The organism is Vibrio sp. qd031 (assembly GCF_002100145.1).
In the GTDB taxonomy this organism is placed as follows: domain Bacteria; phylum Pseudomonadota; class Gammaproteobacteria; order Enterobacterales; family Vibrionaceae; genus Vibrio.
The window spans coordinates 540436-556276 of sequence record NZ_JXQD01000024.1 but is presented as its reverse complement, the minus strand read 5'-3'; the positions used below and the strand labels follow the sequence as shown (position 1 = coordinate 556276).

General features: G+C 45.3%; 16 protein-coding genes. 7 read left to right on the top strand and 9 right to left on the bottom strand.

The window, feature by feature from the left end:
• Nucleotides 1-45: 45 nt before the first annotated feature.
• The 3 genes from ST37_RS11325 to ST37_RS11315 are packed head-to-tail and all read right to left on the bottom strand — an operon-like array spanning nt 46 to nt 1799.
• Complete coding sequence (locus ST37_RS11325; protein ID WP_084886302.1) at nt 46-276, bottom strand: DUF2897 family protein; 231 nt, start codon at nt 274-276, stop codon at nt 46-48.
• Between the two features lie 9 nt (nt 277-285).
• Entirely contained in the window at nt 286-1422 is a 1137-nt protein-coding gene (dapE, locus tag ST37_RS11320) for a succinyl-diaminopimelate desuccinylase (RefSeq protein WP_084886300.1), read from the bottom strand.
• A 26-nt stretch (nt 1423-1448) separates the two neighbouring features.
• Nucleotides 1449-1799, bottom strand: coding sequence for an ArsC family reductase (locus ST37_RS11315; protein WP_084886298.1), 351 nt, complete (start codon nt 1797-1799; stop codon nt 1449-1451).
• Between the two features lie 179 nt (nt 1800-1978).
• Between ST37_RS11315 and ST37_RS11310 the strand changes: the two genes are divergently transcribed.
• Nucleotides 1979-2263 (top strand): helix-turn-helix domain-containing protein, encoded by a 285-nt coding sequence (locus ST37_RS11310; RefSeq protein WP_084886296.1) that lies wholly within the window; start codon nt 1979-1981, stop codon nt 2261-2263.
• 225 nt (nt 2264-2488) lie between these two features.
• Here the strand turns inward: ST37_RS11310 and ST37_RS11305 are convergent, their stop codons facing one another.
• A complete protein-coding gene (locus tag ST37_RS11305) occupies nt 2489-2836 on the bottom strand; it encodes a DUF2956 domain-containing protein (protein ID WP_084886294.1) in 348 nt (115 codons plus the stop codon).
• Between the two features lie 109 nt (nt 2837-2945).
• Here ST37_RS11305 and ST37_RS11300 point away from each other — a divergent pair, with 109 nt between their 5' ends.
• The 4 genes from ST37_RS11300 to ST37_RS11285 all read left to right on the top strand — a co-directional run bounded on the left by ST37_RS11300 (nt 2946) and on the right by ST37_RS11285 (nt 7207).
• Nucleotides 2946-3401: a DUF2919 family protein gene (locus ST37_RS11300; protein WP_084886292.1), complete on the top strand. Its 456-nt coding sequence runs from the start codon at nt 2946-2948 to the stop codon at nt 3399-3401.
• A 21-nt stretch (nt 3402-3422) separates the two neighbouring features.
• Nucleotides 3423-4322 carry a Dyp-type peroxidase gene (locus ST37_RS11295; protein WP_084886290.1) on the top strand — a complete coding sequence of 300 codons (900 nt, stop codon included), beginning with the start codon at nt 3423-3425 and terminating at the stop codon, nt 4320-4322.
• A 93-nt stretch (nt 4323-4415) separates the two neighbouring features.
• Entirely contained in the window at nt 4416-5549 is a 1134-nt protein-coding gene (locus ST37_RS11290) for a flagellin (protein WP_084886288.1), read from the top strand.
• A gap of 518 nt (nt 5550-6067) precedes the next feature.
• A complete protein-coding gene (locus ST37_RS11285) occupies nt 6068-7207 on the top strand; it encodes a flagellin (protein ID WP_084886286.1) in 1140 nt (379 codons plus the stop codon).
• A 492-nt stretch (nt 7208-7699) separates the two neighbouring features.
• Here ST37_RS11285 and crr read toward each other — a convergent pair whose 3' ends face one another.
• The 5 genes from crr to cysZ all read right to left on the bottom strand — a co-directional run bounded on the left by crr (nt 7700) and on the right by cysZ (nt 12612).
• Nucleotides 7700-8209 carry a PTS glucose transporter subunit IIA gene (gene crr, locus ST37_RS11280; RefSeq protein ID WP_084886284.1) on the bottom strand — a complete coding sequence of 170 codons (510 nt, stop codon included), beginning with the start codon at nt 8207-8209 and terminating at the stop codon, nt 7700-7702.
• A gap of 105 nt (nt 8210-8314) precedes the next feature.
• Nucleotides 8315-10036, bottom strand: a complete 1722-nt coding sequence (ptsI, locus tag ST37_RS11275) for a phosphoenolpyruvate-protein phosphotransferase PtsI (protein ID WP_084886282.1) — start codon at nt 10034-10036, stop codon at nt 8315-8317.
• Nucleotides 10037-10214: 178 nt separating this feature from the next.
• The gene (locus tag ST37_RS11270; protein WP_084886280.1) at nt 10215-10472 is read right to left on the bottom strand and encodes an HPr family phosphocarrier protein; all 258 of its coding nucleotides are present in this window, start codon (nt 10470-10472) and stop codon (nt 10215-10217) included.
• A gap of 301 nt (nt 10473-10773) precedes the next feature.
• Complete coding sequence (gene cysK, locus ST37_RS11265; protein WP_084886278.1) at nt 10774-11742, bottom strand: cysteine synthase A; 969 nt, start codon at nt 11740-11742, stop codon at nt 10774-10776.
• A gap of 132 nt (nt 11743-11874) precedes the next feature.
• Nucleotides 11875-12612 (bottom strand): sulfate transporter CysZ, encoded by a 738-nt coding sequence (cysZ, locus tag ST37_RS11260; protein WP_084886277.1) that lies wholly within the window; start codon nt 12610-12612, stop codon nt 11875-11877.
• A 185-nt stretch (nt 12613-12797) separates the two neighbouring features.
• On the opposite strand from cysZ, the gene zipA reads away from it, so the two are divergent.
• Complete coding sequence (zipA, locus tag ST37_RS11255) at nt 12798-13721, top strand: cell division protein ZipA (RefSeq protein ID WP_084886275.1); 924 nt, start codon at nt 12798-12800, stop codon at nt 13719-13721.
• 65 nt (nt 13722-13786) lie between these two features.
• On the top strand, nt 13787-15811 hold the full coding sequence (gene ligA / locus ST37_RS11250; protein WP_084886273.1) for an NAD-dependent DNA ligase LigA: 2025 nt from the start codon (nt 13787-13789) through the stop codon (nt 15809-15811).
• Nucleotides 15812-15841 lie beyond the last annotated feature (30 nt).

The following is a 15841-nucleotide window of genomic DNA, read 5'->3' as shown; positions in this document are numbered from 1 at the left end:
TTTAATGCTTACACTGGTGCTAGTGGCGACGATGATAACGTGCCGCTACTCATCCGAAGATGCATCCTCACCAGAGTTGTCTGGATCGGTGGGTTCTTTACGATGGATCTTCTGTCGATTCTGCTTCTCTATCTCCGTCAAGCGATCGATATCGGAGGTGGTTTTACTCTGTTTGGGTGCTTTAACGTTGGCGGTGTTTTTAAGCACCATTAAGTTACCTACAACAACGGCCAGCAAAACAATACTAATTACCCAAGGGTTTAGCAGCCACTCCATGACTCTCTCCTACGATTGAGCAAACAAATGAATGAGTGTTTGCTTGTACATCTCGGTCAATTTTTCTAAGTCTGTAATGCTTACACACTCGTTGACCTTATGAATTGTAGCATTCACCGGTCCAAGCTCGATGACTTGGGTGCCCATTTTTGCAATAAATCGTCCATCGGAGGTGCCACCGGTGGTAAGTAGTTGCGGTGCTTTATGATTGACTTTTGTCACGGCATCCACGACGGCATCGAGTAGAGCGCCTTTATCGGTTAAGAATGGGTCGCCATTGAATGTCCAGTCTAGTTGATAGTCTAGACCGTGTGCATCGAGTATCGAGTGGACTCTCTGTTGGATTCGCTGGTTATCTAGCTCGGTACTAAAGCGCATATTAAACTGCACGTTAAACTCTCCAGGGATCACATTTGACGCCCCCGTTCCAGCGTGTAGATTAGGGATCTGAAAACTGGTCGGTGGGAAGAACTCATTGCCTTCATCCCATTGAGTTGAGGCAAGCTCACCTAATGCCGGCAGAGCGCCGTGCACTGGGTTTTTGGCGATGTGCGGGTAAGCAACGTGTCCCTGAATCCCTTTAAACGTGATGTCACCAGTAATTGAGCCGCGGCGGCCATTTTTCACGACGTCGCCGACTTCAGTGGTGCTAGAGGGTTCGCCAACGATACACATATCGATGAGTTCGCCACGTTCCATTAATGTATCGACGACTCGAGTGGTACCATTGATAAATGGACCTTCTTCGTCTGAGGTGATTAAAAAAGCAATTGAGCCTTGGTGATCTGGGTGCAGCGCAATAAACTCTTCAACCGCAACAATCATTGATGCTAATGAGCCTTTCATGTCGGCTGCGCCGCGACCATGAAGGTGATCATCAATTATGGTGGCTTCAAACGGAGGGGTATGCCACTGGTCAATAGGGCCTGATGGCACAACGTCAGTATGACCGGCAAAGGCAAACAAAGGCGCTTCAGTGCCACGGCGAGCCCAAAAGTTGGTGGTATCTTCAAATACCATTACTTCAATAGAAAACCCAAGGGCTTTGAGTCGTTCAATCATCATTTCTTGACATCCCGCATCCACAGGGGTCACAGACTGGCGATTAATAAGATCGCAAGCTAAAGAAAGGGTAGGTGTGGTCATAGGAGTCTCAAATAGTAGTAGTCAAATTAGCGTTGAAAAAGCTGAGCATATTGGTCTGGTTTAAAACCGAGAGACAGCTCGCCATTTATCGAAAGAATGGGACGCTTTATCATCGAAGGGTGGTTGGTGAGTAATGCAGCTGCATTGTCTGGCGCTAAGTTTTGCTTAGTCGCATCATCAAGCTGTCGGTAGGTTGTACCACGCTTATTAACTACTTGCGCCCAATCGAGCTGTTTAAAAAAGCCATCGACCAGTTCGGCTGTCACAGGTTGCTTTTTGTAATCATAAAATGTGTAGTCGATGTTTTGCTCATCGAGCCAACGCTTGGCTTTCTTAATGGTATCGCAGTTTGGAATACCATACATAATGACGGCCATTGTCTCTCCTTTTCGCTTAATCCTAAGTAAAGTGGACTAAATCCTAACAAAGACTCATCGGTGATACACCTTGAAAAGCGAACAATTATTGATTATTTGACCTTTTTTTATTGATCAAACGCAACATGCCATGCGCAAAAACCCCGAATAATGAATGGACATTATAGTTAGGAGGTGACATGGAGTTAAGTCCGGTATTCGCAAGGCGGCTGTATTTGGCGATGTTGGTAGAAACCATAGAAAAACCCAACGTGCCAAAATTGATTGAGTTAACCGGCTGGCCAAGGCGAACGATTCAGGATGTTTTGAAAGCGCTACCTGGAATTGGCATTAAAGTGGCATTTGTTCAAGATGGTCGACGCCACAATGACGGTTATTATCAGCTTTCTGATTGGGGCCCTGTAGAAAAGGACTGGGTCTACTCTCATGAGAATGACATTCGCACGACTCTCAAAGTGCATTAGTATCAGATAGTTAATCACAACGGGTAAGACATGATTTGTTCAGTCTTACCCGTTTCTCGTTGTTATACCAACCAAAGCAATTACCTGATCATTCTTGCTCGTTAAAATCACTGCTAACGGCGTTAAAGATTTTGTTGGTAGAACAACTACCGACGGCAATCTTTGCCTTGTTCTCAGCGATTTTTCCGTCGCAATATTCTGACCAGTTAATTACTTCGATTGGTATTATCCCCAAAACTGCAACGCGATAAAGCCAATCCAGCTGATGGCTAAAAGGATCCATGGCAAACGTGACGTCGATGACGCGGCATTGGGAGAGGTGTCCGTTTCGACAGTGGCGTTTGGGGTAACTGCTGTTTGTTGCTGCTTGTGTTTGGCTTGTTTCTTTTTGTCTCTGCTTGCTTGGCGGGCTTTTTCTTTTTGCTGCTTTTTATACAGCGCGATGCCTTTTTCGATACCTTGAGCTATGAGTTTCGTTTGCGCTTTAGTTTGACCTGGCGTTTGAGTGGCATTAGCGATCTTCATTGCCTCAGTTTGAGTTTCAACAGACGCTTTTACGGTGTTTTTTTTCATGTAAGCACTGGATAATGGGAAGTAAGAACCGCATTATATACTTTTGTTATCTGCCCAGCATCTGCGTAACTTGTAGAATGCTAGATGGCACAAGGCTAAGAGTAGTTCAGTGATATACGCGCTTGACGAGTACAACAATGAAGGATTTCTAAAACCGACTACCTATCAGTGGTTGATATGGTTTTTTTTATGCCGAGGGTGGATCATTTTTGTCTTGTCAGCGGCCAGTCGTTCACAAAATGACGACGTATTGCCCATTTTGCTGCCCAATATGAATGAGCTGTATGGCTTGATGATCAGTTCGCTTCCCATCGTTGCGATGATGTGGATGATAGGCTTGCGCAATCGTGAGCGCTTACGATTGAACCGTTGGCTGCAATATGGGCAAATGATCACCGCAGTATGTCTGGTCATTCAAGCGATGATCACTGCGAATGTCATTCTGCAACATGCGGGGCATTTTTCTTGGAGCTACGGGATAACCCTGCTTATTTTATTCTGGAGTTTGCTTTACCTGAAAACCAGTAAGCGAGCTCGGGCAAGTTTTAATAATGTAACGATTTAAGTTTTTGGTGGAGAAAAAATTATGAGTACACCTCAGTCGGCGATTGTGCCGCAAGCGGGTCCATTTGCCCTTTATGCCCAATTAAATATTGTTGATAACGCTAAACAAGTACTTGCGCATATTCAGACCATTCCTGCGTTGGTTGACGAGCTAAATCAACAAGACCCTAATGCGCGACTGACCGTCGCGTTTGCGTTTTCTGCGCCATTTCTTGAGCGCATTGGTGCAGCGTACCCAAGCGATTTAGTACCGTTTTCGACCTTAGGTAAAGGGGAATTGTCTGCACAAGCCACTCAAGCAGATATGTTAGTTCATCTGCATTCTACGCGTCATGATTTGCATTTCTATATGCTGAGCAAGTTGCTGGAAGGGATGGCAGAAAACCTAAACGTCGTCGATGAAACCTACGGGTTCCGTTATCTAGACGCTCGTGATATGACTGGCTTTGTCGATGGGACTGAAAACCCTGTAACAGAAGCAGACAGACAAGAAGTCGCCATCATTGACGGTGGTGAGTTTGCCGGTGGCAGTTTCGTATTGGCACAGCGATTTGAACATAAAATGCCTGCGTGGAATGCGTTGTCTGTCGCGCAGCAAGAAGCCAAAATTGGCCGTACTAAGCCGGACTCTATCGAGTTGGACGATGTACCCGCAGACTCTCACGTTGGCCGTGTAGACATTAAAGAAGAAGGAAAAGGGCTAAAAATTGTTCGTCACAGCTTGCCGTATGGTTCTGTGTCGGGTGAGCATGGGCTATTGTTTTTGAGCTACTGTCATCGTATGCACAACATTCAAACCATGTTAGACAGCATGTATGGCGTAACAGATGGTACCTTTGATCAGCTTTTACGCTTTACTAAAGCGGTAAACAGCGCTTACTACTTCGTACCTTCACAACAGCAATTGGCGGCTCTAGCGTAGGCATTCGCATAGAAATTAAGCGTAATTGCTAAAGTTCCTATTCCTATGGCCGCTATCATTGAGAACCCTAAATTTAGGTAAAATGTCGCGGCCATGTCGATCACCATCGCGACCAACGTGCCAGCTATTAAGGCGCAGCGGTCATTAAATCAGTCAACACAACTGCTCAATCAATCGCTTGAGCGGCTAGCGTCTGGGCACCGTATTAATAGTGCTAAAGACGATGCGGCAGGTTTACAGATATCCAATCGACTTACCTCTCAAATTAGAGGTATTGACGTTGCGATGCGCAATGGCAACGACTCTCTTTCTATTATGCAGACCGCTGAAGGCGCGATGCAGGAGTCGACCAATATCTTGCAGCGTATGCGAGATTTGTCGCTGCAATCCTCAAATGGTTCAAACAGCGCCGCAGACAGAGATGCGCTTCAGCAAGAAGTTGCTGCCTTAGACGATGAACTTAATCGTATTGCAGAAACCACAAGCTTTGGCGGTCAACGTCTGCTAAATGGTAGCTTTGGCACGTCAAGCTTCCAAATCGGTGCCAGTGCGGGCGAGGCCGTTGCTGTAACCCTTATGGATATGCGCAGTGATGCTTTTGGAATGAGCAGCGCCGTTCATACTGCAAACCTTCCAGTAGGCTCTGACTGGCGTGTTGACGCCAGCAATCAAGACTTAACTCTGAACTGGCAAGACAACCTGGGACAAAATCAATCGTTATCGCTTGCACTCAAAGAAGGTGACGATTTAGAACAGGTCGCAACCTATATCAATGGGCAAACCGACGAAGTCAGTGCCTCGGTGGATGAACAAGGTCAGCTGCAACTGGTTCGTGCCACAGCAAAAGGGGCCGGTGCGCTTACTATTAGCGGCTCGTTTGCGACGCAAATCGGTGGTTTATCAACACAAGTGTCCTCTATTAAGCAAGTGGACATTAGCAGTGTTGGTGGCGCTCAGTCAGCGGTATCGATGATCGACAGTGCGCTCGAGTATGTCGATTCTCAAAGGGCCTATTTGGGTGCCAACCAAAATCGTATTGAGCATGCCTTGAACAACCTGTCGAATACTCAAGAAAACTTGTCGGCATCGAATAGTCGAATTCTAGATACGGACTACGCGAAAGAAACCACGGCAATGTTAAAGCAGCAAATTTTACAGCAAGTTTCTACCACTATACTAGCGCAAGCAAAACAAGCGCCTAATTTAGCTCTCACGTTGCTGTCGTAATTTCACTCGCCCGCTAGGCACTCATTTTGGCATGAGCATCAATCTACGGGATAAAGCTTCTACTACTATATTACCCTCATATCATTCCCCATTTTGCTGTGAGTAATTAAGCACGGTGCATAGGGCTACTACGGATGATCAAGAGGGTATTAATTAGACACGAAAAGCTCAGCTGTTGGTGCATAAACTTGTGCCGTTTAAAATGAAAGCATTGTATCGAAGGGAATGATCAAACTTGGTGAAATGTTCAGGCTTGTGTATGAGTTAACACTTTAAATATAAAGGAATTGCTAACAAGCAAAAGAATGGTTTTTCTACCTTGTATCGACGTGTTTCAGCCAAACTTTAGCGATTCGAAAGACTTTTTTTTATTTTCGTTATTTAGGCCAAAAAACCTCTTTTTTCGTTAAAGCTTTTCCAATCCGTGTCGTTAATAAAAGTAACTTTGAGAGAACAACTTGGTTTTTCGAGACGTCGAAAACCGCACTAACCGGAAAATCAATTGGAGACTTACTATTATGGCAATTTCAGTAAACACTAACGTAGCAGCAATGACCGCTCAACGTCACCTAAACAACGCATCATCAGCACAACAAGGTTCTATGGAGCGTCTATCATCAGGGTTTCGCATTAACAGTGCAAAAGACGACGCAGCTGGCCTACAAATTTCTAACCGCTTAAACGCACAAAGCCGCGGTCTAGAAGTTGCAGTACGCAACGCTAACGATGGTATTTCTATTGCGCAAACAGCAGAAGGTGCAATGAATGAAAGCACTAACATCCTGCAACGTATGCGTGATTTGTCTTTGCAATCTGCTAACGGCTCTAACTCAAAAGCAGAGCGTGTAGCGATTCAAGAAGAAATCGGTGCACTTGATAACGAACTAAACCGTATTGCTGAGACTACAGCATTTGGTGGTAATCGTCTTCTTAACGGCACGCACGGTACTAAATCTTTCCAAATTGGCTCGAATAGCGGTGAAGCCGTTCAGCTAACACTAAACAACATGCGCTCTGATACCGCTGATATGGGTGGTAAGTCATTTGTTTCAGGCAGTCCAAAAACACCTGACTGGACTGTACAAGCGGGTACAGAGCAACTAGACATCTCATACACCGATAAAGATGGCGCGGCGCAAACACTGAACATCACAGCTAAAGTTGGCGATGATATCGAGCAACTTGCTACTTACATCAACGGTCAAACTGACGACCTACAAGCGTCTGTAGGCGAAGATGGCACGCTACAAGTGTTCTCTGGCAACAACAACGTTGATAATGCAACAGCAGTGACCTTCGCGGGTACTTTGGGCTCTGACCTCGCAATGGGAGCGGGTGTTGATAAGTCGGTACACGATATCGATGTAACCTCTGTTGCTGGTGCTCAAGAAGCGGTTTCTATCATCGACACAGCGCTTAAGTCTGTTGACAGTCATCGTGCAGAACTGGGTGCATTCCAGAACCGCTTTTCACATGCAATCAACAACTTAGATAACATCAACGAAAATGTTAATGCGTCTCAAAGCCGTATCAAAGACACTGACTTTGCTAAAGAGACTACCTCTATGACTAAGTCTCAAATCCTAGGCCAGGCGTCAACCTCTATCCTAGCGCAAGCTAAGCAAGCGCCTAACTCAGCACTAAGCCTACTTGGCTAAGCCTTGAGTCTAATCGGATGAAAAAAAATCCAGCTTCGGCTGGATTTTTTGTGTCTGGGATATCATTCGTAGAGTGATACTAATGGTAAAACAGGTTGTGGTTCTGCCATTGCGATGACTTGATAGTACCGTCAGTTTATCTGCTATCCGGTGAAGCTTGTAACTGAGTGGGTTTACCAAGTGACAGTGGTAAGCAATAGTGTTAATTGATGAAGTGAGGCTATCAAGCGTCATGAACTGCAGTAATGCCAACCAAAGCAATAACTGATCATTCTTGCTGGTTAAAATCACTGATAACGGCGTTAAATATTTTGTAGGTAGAACAACCACCTAAGGCAATCTTTTCCTTGTTCTCCGCGATTTTTCCGTCGTGATTTTTTGACCAGTTAATGACGTCTATTGGTATAAGTGTTTCGGTATGGCCGCTTGTACCTATTTATTCAGGTACAAAAAAACCACCCGAAGGTGGTTTTTTTTATAAACGGTAAACGCTTACTTTGTAACGCGTAGAACAGGCGTCTCACCAACAACAACTTCACCAGAAAGCTTGTTCAGCTCTTTGATTTCGTCCATGTTAGAGATAACAACAGGTGTTAGCGTTGATTTTGCTTTTTCTTCTAGGAAAGCCAAATCAAATTCGATAACAGTGTCGCCCGCTTTAACTTCTTGACCTTCTTCAGCGATACGTGTGAAACCTTCGCCTTTAAGTTCTACAGTATCGATACCGAAGTGAACGAATAGCTCAATGCCGTCGTTTGATTCGATAGAGAATGCGTGGTTAGTCTCGAAGATTTTACCAATGGTGCCGTTTACAGGTGCAACCATTTTGTTGCCTGTAGGCTTGATAGCAATACCGTCACCAACGATTTTTTCTGCGAATACTACATCTGGCACATCTTCAATGTTTACGATTTCGCCAGACAGTGGAGAAATAATGTCAATAGCGCCAGCATCAACGTTGTCGTCAGATACCAGTTTTTTTAGCTTGTCAAACAGACCCATCGTGTCGTGCTCCTAAGTATTTATTTATTCTGTCCGAATAATAGTACAACAACTCACGAAAATAGACGACATTTTTTGCCGTCTATTACGTTGAATTGCCTAATTTTATGAATGCTTCGCGATGAATTGGTCTACGTGAGCTTCGATTTCTGCCGCAGTAGCCATCTGAAGGGCTTCTTCGGCCATAACCTTCACTTCCGCAAAGTTTGCGTTGCGAATGATTTTTTTCACTTTAGGGATAGAGATACCGCTCATTGAGAACTCATCTAGACCCATGCCAAGCAGGAGCAATGTCGCGCGTTCGTCGCCCGCCAATTCGCCACACATACCCGTCCATTTACCTTCTTTGTGAGAAGCGTCGATAACTTGCTTAATCACAGTAAGAACAGCTGGAGAGAGTGGGTTATATAGGTGAGAAATCAATTCGTTACCACGATCAACAGCCAATGTGTATTGGGTTAAATCGTTAGTACCGATTGAGAAGAATGCGACTTCTTTCGCTAGGTGGTGAGCAATTGCTGCGGCGGCTGGAGTTTCAACCATTACGCCAATTTCGATGCTTTCATCGAAGGCGATACCTTCTTCACGTAGCTCTGCTTTGTATTCTTCAATCGCGCTCTTAAGTTCACGGATCTCTTCAACAGAAATGATCATTGGGAACATGATGCGAAGCTTGCCGTGTGCAGACGCACGCAGAATACCGCGCAATTGATCTTTAAGGATTTCACGACGGTCTAGGCTGATGCGAACGGCACGCCAACCCAAAAATGGGTTCATTTCTTGTGGAAGATCCATGTATGGCAGATCTTTGTCGCCACCAATGTCCATAGTACGAATGATAATAGACTTATCACCCATTGCTTCGGCAACTTCTTTGTAAGCTTGATATTGCTCGTCTTCAGTTGGTAGTGCGTCACGGTCCATAAATAGGAACTCTGTGCGGTACAAACCAACACATTCGCCACCGTTGCGGTTGATGCCTTCGCAGTCTTTAACCGTACCGATGTTACCGCCAATCTCAACGTGATGACCATCTAGGGTAATCGCTGGAAGATCTTTTAGCTTAGCCAGTTCTTCTTTTTCTGCGATAAAGTCGTCACGAACTTTTTTCGCTTCAGCTAGCTCAGCATCTGATGGGTTGATAATGATCTTGTTGTTCATTGCGTCCAAGATCAGCGTATCGCCATTGTTCACTTTTTTGGTGATGTCGTTAGTGCCAACGATCGCCGGTAGTTCAAGTGAACGCGCCATGATAGAGGTGTGCGATGTGCGTCCACCGATATCACAGGCAAAACCAAGAACGTAGTCTAGGTTGATTTGAGCAGTCTCAGAAGGGGTAAGATCGTAAGCCACTAGGATCACTTCTTCATCGATATCAGCCAGTGATACGATGTTGATGCCTAGTGTATTCTTAACAAAACGTGTACCGATATCTCGGATATCTGTGGCGCGCTCTTTAAGATACTCGTCGTCTAACGATTCTAGAGCAATCGCTTGTTCTTCAATGACAGAGTGAATTGCATTATCTGCATGCATGTGTTCGTCTTTGATGAGAGTGAGGATTTCCTCTTCTAACTCTTCATCTTCCAGCAACATGATGTGGCCTTCAAAAATGGCCTCTTTCTCTTCACCGAAAGTTTCAAGTGCTTTTTGTTTTACAATTTCTAGTTGTGCTGCAGATTTATCACGCGCATCGAAAAAACGTTGGACTTCGGAGTCGACTTGGTCAGCAGTAATTTTCTGTGTGTTTAGAACAATGTCGTCTTCTTGAAGAAGCAGTGCTTTACCAAACGCGATGCCTGGAGATGCTAGAATGCCTGAGATCATAATCTTACCTTTATCGGAGACTTACCTAATTAAGCGGTAAGTTACAGAAGTTGTGCAGAATGAAACAGTGTTGCTCACCCAATTAATTACTAAGGTTTAGTTTAATCAGGGCCCTATTTCAACAAAGCCACTCGGTTTTTACCCAAGTGGCTTTTAGATGTTTAGTTATGGTAACGGATTAGTGTAGCTCATCCATTAGAGCAACTAGGTGGTCTACAGCTGCTTGAGCTTGAGCACCTTCAGCAGAGATAGTCACCATAGTGCCTTTTACTAGACCTAGAGTCTGTAGCTTGAACAAGCTTTTAGCACTTGCGCTTTTGCCGTTAGAAGTCACAGTGATGTCTGCATCGAAAGATTTTGCTTCTTTTACAAATTGTGCAGCTGGGCGAGTGTGTAGGCCGTTTTCTGCTGTGATTTCAACTTGCTTCTCGTACATGTGATTTACCCCATTTGATTTGTTTTGTTGTATTCGATTTAAGTTAGCTTAATAAGGGATCTGGTTCGTTGCCAGTTTTTCGCCTTAATTGAACCGTAGAATGTTCATGCAAACCTGTATCGTGGTTTTTTCGCAGGAGCTTATGTGTCTCCTTTTGCGAGATTGTTTGCTTCGGTTTTTATTTTGAAGCAAAAAATAAAACAAGCTGATATTAACAAACAGGGTTATTGGGTCAATAAAAAAAAGCCCCAAAAGGGGCTTTTTCGACCGAAAAATTGATTTAAATCGTACTTAGGGGTGCTTACTGTTGGTTCTCTTTATCGCTAAAAATACCCGCAAATAGTGCAGTGCTTAGGTAACGCTCACCCGAGCTAGGTAGTACGGTTACAATAGTTTTTCCAGCAAATTCAGGTAGTTCAGCAATTCGGTTTGCTGCAACAACTGCCGCACCCGATGAGATACCGGCTAGAATACCTTCTTCTTCCATGAGGCGACGCGCCATTTCGATCGCTTCATCAGATGTTACAGACTCAACACGGTCTAGAAGCTCAAGATCCAAGTTTTCGGGAATAAAGCCCGCACCAATGCCTTGAATTTTGTGTGGTGCAGGTTTTACTTCTTCGCCAGCAAGCACTTGTGCAATCACTGGAGACTCTGCTGGTTCAACAGCCACAGAGGTGATTGCTTTGCCTTGTGTGCCTTTGATGTAACGAGTTGTTCCAGTGATTGTACCACCTGTACCAACACCTGCAACAATAACATCAACGTCACCGTCGGTCGCATCCCAAATTTCTGGCCCTGTGGTTTTTTCGTGAATGTCTGGGTTAGCAGGGTTGCTGAATTGCTGTAGCAGCAAGTATTTGCTTGGGTTAGAGGCAACAATTTCTTCAGCTTTAGCGATAGCGCCTTTCATACCTTTAGCGGCTTCAGTTAGCTCAAGGTTTGCGCCCAGTGCCTTAAGTAGCTTACGACGTTCAAGACTCATTGACTCAGGCATGGTTAGAGTCAGTTTGTATCCTCGTGCAGCAGCAACAAACGCAAGAGCGATACCGGTGTTACCACTGGTCGGCTCAACAATTTCAATGCCTTCTTTGAGTGTGCCTGCTTTTTCTGCTTCCCAGATCATGTTGGCACCGATACGGTCTTTAACGCTGAAGCTAGGGTTACGTGCTTCTACTTTGGCCAGTACATTGCCTTTTGAAACACGGTTTAGGCGAACGAGAGGTGAGTTACCAATAGTTAGGGTGTTGTCTTCAAAAATCTTGCTCATCGTATAGTCCTTTATCTGGAAATCGCATTATGAGGTGAAGGAATTGGCTCCATTCACTATGGAGCCAGAATATCGTTCAATAGCGAAAAGGCAAAGTAATAAAAGGTTATATGATATGAGGTTAGCGTATGATTATCGTGGCAGCGCCGAGGTGTGTTGATACTTATCGACCCACATAGCTGTCGCACCGCACACTGCTATTGGCATAACCACAAGATTCAGTAATGGGATAGTCGTAAATAAACTCACCAACCCCCCAAAACTGTATGCGCTGCCTTGATTTTGCTTAAGCTCTTGTCTCATTGTCGCAAAAGGTACTTTGTGATTGTCGAACGGATAGTCACAATATTGCACCGCCAGCATCCAAGCTGTGAACAAGAACCATAGAACGGGAGCCACTGTTTGACCAAGCGCAGGGATCAGCATGAGCAAAAACAAGCCGATGGCTTTAGGGGTGGTATACCACAACTTTTGCCATTCGCGTTTAAATACCCGCGGCAGGTCTTTAATGACATCAAGCACTGTAGAGTTATCTTGTCGCCCGGTAAGGTAATTTTCTACTTTTTCGGCGAGTAAGCCATTGAGCGGCGCGGCGATGAAGTTAGCCAGTGTGCTAAAGAAATAGGAAAACAGCCCAACGATAGTGATCACTAATAATGGCCAAAGCACATATTCAAGCCATATGAGCCACTGTGGTAAGTACGCTAACCAGCTATCTATCCATGTCCCTAGATTAGAAAACAGCAGATAAAGCGCCATACCCACTATCACGATATTGGCCAATAAGGGCAGCAGTACAAAGTGCCTAATACCCGGTTTGGTCGTGAGCTCCATGCCATATAGAAAATAGCCAAAACCCGAACGTGACATAGTAAATCCTTGTTTCTGAGTAAAAATGTTATTGTAAACGGTTTAGCATCAAAGAAAAGCGTGCAGAAAATCACACCACTTAAGGCTGTTACCGAAGATTATGATTCAAAACAGGTTACAATGTTTGCTAAAGTAGTTTTGGATAAGGTAACCGTGTTTACCGCTAAACCAGTTGAGAGTTCAGAATGCAGGAATTGCGATTTGTATTAATCATTGTCGGTGTACTTGCTATAGGTGCATTGCTTTTACATGGAATTTGGACCAGTAAGAAGGAAGGCAAGGCGAAGTTTTCTGATAAGCCACTTGGCAAACTCAAAACGCCTAAAAAGCCCGAAGTGCCTTTACCAGATGACGAAGATGTCAAGCTGGTCACTAAGCCAAGTAAAAAAGAACCATCATTTGGTTTAGACCAACATAAAATTTCCGATCCTTTACTCAACGATGAGCATGACTCGGCGGTTATTATTGACGATTCGATTGAAAAAACATTCGATGAAATCATTCATCATGATGATGACGAACCACTGCCATCGATCACCATTGATAAAGACGCATTTGATGATGATTTTGAAATCAGTACACCTCGGAGTGTGTCTTCAACGTCAACAAACTTTACCCGAGACGACAGCCCAAGCGACGAATTGGATAACGCATCAGAGCCGGTAGTCGCTGAAGAGCCAGAAATGCAGGTTATCGTGTTACATGTTCATGCACTTGGTGATGAGCGATTTGTGGGTACTGAGCTATTCACCAGTATGGAAAACAATGGATTGCGCTATGGCGAAATGGATATCTTCCACCGCCATGTCGATATGTCAGGTACTGGGCCTGTCCTGTTTAGTGTCGCGAACATGATGCAGCCAGGAACATTAGCGCACGATGATCCTGCAACCTTTACGACTAAGGGTATTTCGTTCTTTATGACGCTACCATGTTATGGTGAAGCGGAACAAACCTTCAAGATAATGCTAACGACAGCCCAAAAAATTGCTAATGATTTGGGTGGTAACGTGTTGGATGAGCAGCGAAATATGACCACACCGGACAGACTTAAGCGCTATCGAAAACAAGTGCAAGAATTTGATGCACAGCAAAGCACAGCCAGCTAATCAATCCCCTTTTAAAGTGGTCCCAGTTGGGGCCATTTTTTTAACTGCGAATAAAAGTGAACACCATGAGCGAATCAATAAAAAACGCCCACCAAACGCTGTCTCAGCAGCTTCATTACCACGCGCAAAAGTATTATGTGGATGACACACCAGAGATCCCTGATGCGGAATATGACCGTTTAATGCAGCAATTGCTGGCGCTAGAAGCCGAAAACCCTCAATTGGTGACCATTGACTCGCCGAGTCAACGAGTGGGGGGAGCGGCGCTCGACAAGTTTACTCAAGTTCAACATGAGCAGCCAATGCTGTCATTGGACAATGCCTTTAGCGATGACGACCTAGTCAGTTTTGAAAAACGCATTCTCGATAGAGCCTCAGTGTCTAAAGTCGGTGCATTTTGCTGCGAGCCAAAACTCGACGGTCTTGCAGTAAGTTTGCTGTATGAAAATGGCGTTTTAGTCCAAGCGGCGACTCGCGGAGATGGTGCAACAGGCGAAAATATTACCCAAAATGTTCGAACCATCGCAGCAATCCCCCTCAAGTTACAAGGTGATGACTTTCCCGAGCGTATTGAAATTCGTGGTGAGGTGTTTATGCCTAAAGCGGGATTTGATGCGATGAATCAGCGGGCGCTTGCGAGAGGGGAGAAAGCCTTTGCCAATCCTCGTAACGCAGCGGCAGGCAGCCTTAGACAATTGGATTCTAAGATCACCGCGTCTAGACCGCTCAGTTTCTATGCGTATGCAGTAGGCATTGTGCAGGGGATGACTCTGCCAGACAGCCATTACGAGCGCTTTATGCAGATCAAAAAATGGGGCATGCCAGTATGCCCATTGACTCAGCGCGTCGACTCGATGAAGGCAGTATTAGCGTACCATCGTCAGATTCTTGAGCAGCGCGACAACCTCGATTACGAAATTGACGGTGTGGTGATTAAAGTCGACGACATCGACTTGCAGCTGCAACTTGGCTTTGTGGCACGCGCGCCTCGTTGGGCCATCGCCTTCAAATTTCCTGCACAAGAAGAAATTACGGTACTCAATGATGTCGAGTTTCAAGTTGGCCGCACGGGAGCCATCACGCCAGTAGCCAAACTCGAGCCGGTATTTGTTGGTGGCGTTACCGTGAGTAATGCCACACTGCATAACGCCGATGAAATTGAGCGCCTCGGTGTGATGATTGGTGATACCGTTATAATCCGCCGTGCCGGAGATGTCATTCCGCAGATCACCAATGTGGTAGTCGATAGACGTCCAGACAGTGCCAAAGCAATAAAGTACCCTACTCATTGCCCTGTATGTGGCTCTGAAGCAGAGCGATTGGACGGTGAAGCGGTCACTCGTTGCACTGGTGGCTTGGTATGTCAAGCGCAGCGCAAACAAGCAATTAAGCACTTTGTGTCGCGAAAAGCGCTGGATGTGGATGGACTTGGTGACAAGGTTGTTGAGCAGTTGGTGGATAGGGAGCTCATCGAAAATCCCGCGCAACTGTTTGGCTTGTCGGCTGGGTTATTAACGATGCTGGATCGAATGGGACCCAAATCGGCACAAAACGTCGTAAATGCACTTAACGCGTCAAAGCAAACCACCTTAGCGCGATTTTTATATTCGTTGGGGATCCGAGAAGTGGGCGAAGCCACCGCAGCCAATTTGGCTCAGCACTTTTACACTTTGGAGGCGATTCAAAGCGCCTCTGTCGAGCAACTTATCGAAGTGCAGGATGTGGGTGATATTGTGGCAAAACACATTGTTCATTTCTTTGCTCAGCCCTTAAACCAGCAAGTGATTGAAGAGTTGATTGCGGCTGGTATTCATTGGCCAGCGATAGAAGAGCGCGGTGCAACCGGAGAATTGCCACTTGACGGGAAAGTGGTGGTCTTAACCGGAAGCCTATCTCAGCTTACTCGCAGTGAAGCGAAAGAAGCGTTACAAGCGCTTGGGGCGAAGGTAACGGGCTCGGTATCCAAGAAAACCGACATCTTATTTGCCGGGGCCAACGCGGGCTCTAAGCTTGCCAAGGCTCAAGACTTAGACGTCGAAGTTCGAGACGAGCAAGCACTTGTCGATTTGATGGCTCAATTTAATGCATAGTTCAGTTAAGGGCTAAATTTAGGCTAAATA

Bases quoted from the DNA above. Each gene is read 5' to 3' on its own strand.
- ST37_RS11325 (WP_084886302.1), bottom strand. From the start codon at position 276: ATGGAGTGGCTGCTAAACCCTTGGGTAATTAGTATTGTTTTGCTGGCC.
- dapE (WP_084886300.1), bottom strand. From the start codon at position 1,422: ATGACCACACCTACCCTTTCTTTAGCTTGCGATCTTATTAATCGCCAG.
- ST37_RS11315 (WP_084886298.1), bottom strand. From the start codon at position 1,799: ATGGCCGTCATTATGTATGGTATTCCAAACTGCGATACCATTAAGAAA.
- ST37_RS11310 (WP_084886296.1), top strand. From the start codon at position 1,979: ATGGAGTTAAGTCCGGTATTCGCAAGGCGGCTGTATTTGGCGATGTTG.
- ST37_RS11305 (WP_084886294.1), bottom strand. From the start codon at position 2,836: ATGAAAAAAAACACCGTAAAAGCGTCTGTTGAAACTCAAACTGAGGCA.
- ST37_RS11295 (WP_084886290.1), top strand. From the start codon at position 3,423: ATGAGTACACCTCAGTCGGCGATTGTGCCGCAAGCGGGTCCATTTGCC.
- ST37_RS11290 (WP_084886288.1), top strand. From the start codon at position 4,416: ATGTCGATCACCATCGCGACCAACGTGCCAGCTATTAAGGCGCAGCGG.
- ST37_RS11285 (WP_084886286.1), top strand. From the start codon at position 6,068: ATGGCAATTTCAGTAAACACTAACGTAGCAGCAATGACCGCTCAACGT.
- crr (WP_084886284.1), bottom strand. From the start codon at position 8,209: ATGGGTCTGTTTGACAAGCTAAAAAAACTGGTATCTGACGACAACGTT.
- ptsI (WP_084886282.1), bottom strand. From the start codon at position 10,036: ATGATCTCAGGCATTCTAGCATCTCCAGGCATCGCGTTTGGTAAAGCA.
- ST37_RS11270 (WP_084886280.1), bottom strand. From the start codon at position 10,472: ATGTACGAGAAGCAAGTTGAAATCACAGCAGAAAACGGCCTACACACT.
- cysK (WP_084886278.1), bottom strand. From the start codon at position 11,742: ATGAGCAAGATTTTTGAAGACAACACCCTAACTATTGGTAACTCACCT.
- cysZ (WP_084886277.1), bottom strand. From the start codon at position 12,612: ATGTCACGTTCGGGTTTTGGCTATTTTCTATATGGCATGGAGCTCACG.
- zipA (WP_084886275.1), top strand. From the start codon at position 12,798: ATGCAGGAATTGCGATTTGTATTAATCATTGTCGGTGTACTTGCTATA.
- ligA (WP_084886273.1), top strand. From the start codon at position 13,787: ATGAGCGAATCAATAAAAAACGCCCACCAAACGCTGTCTCAGCAGCTT.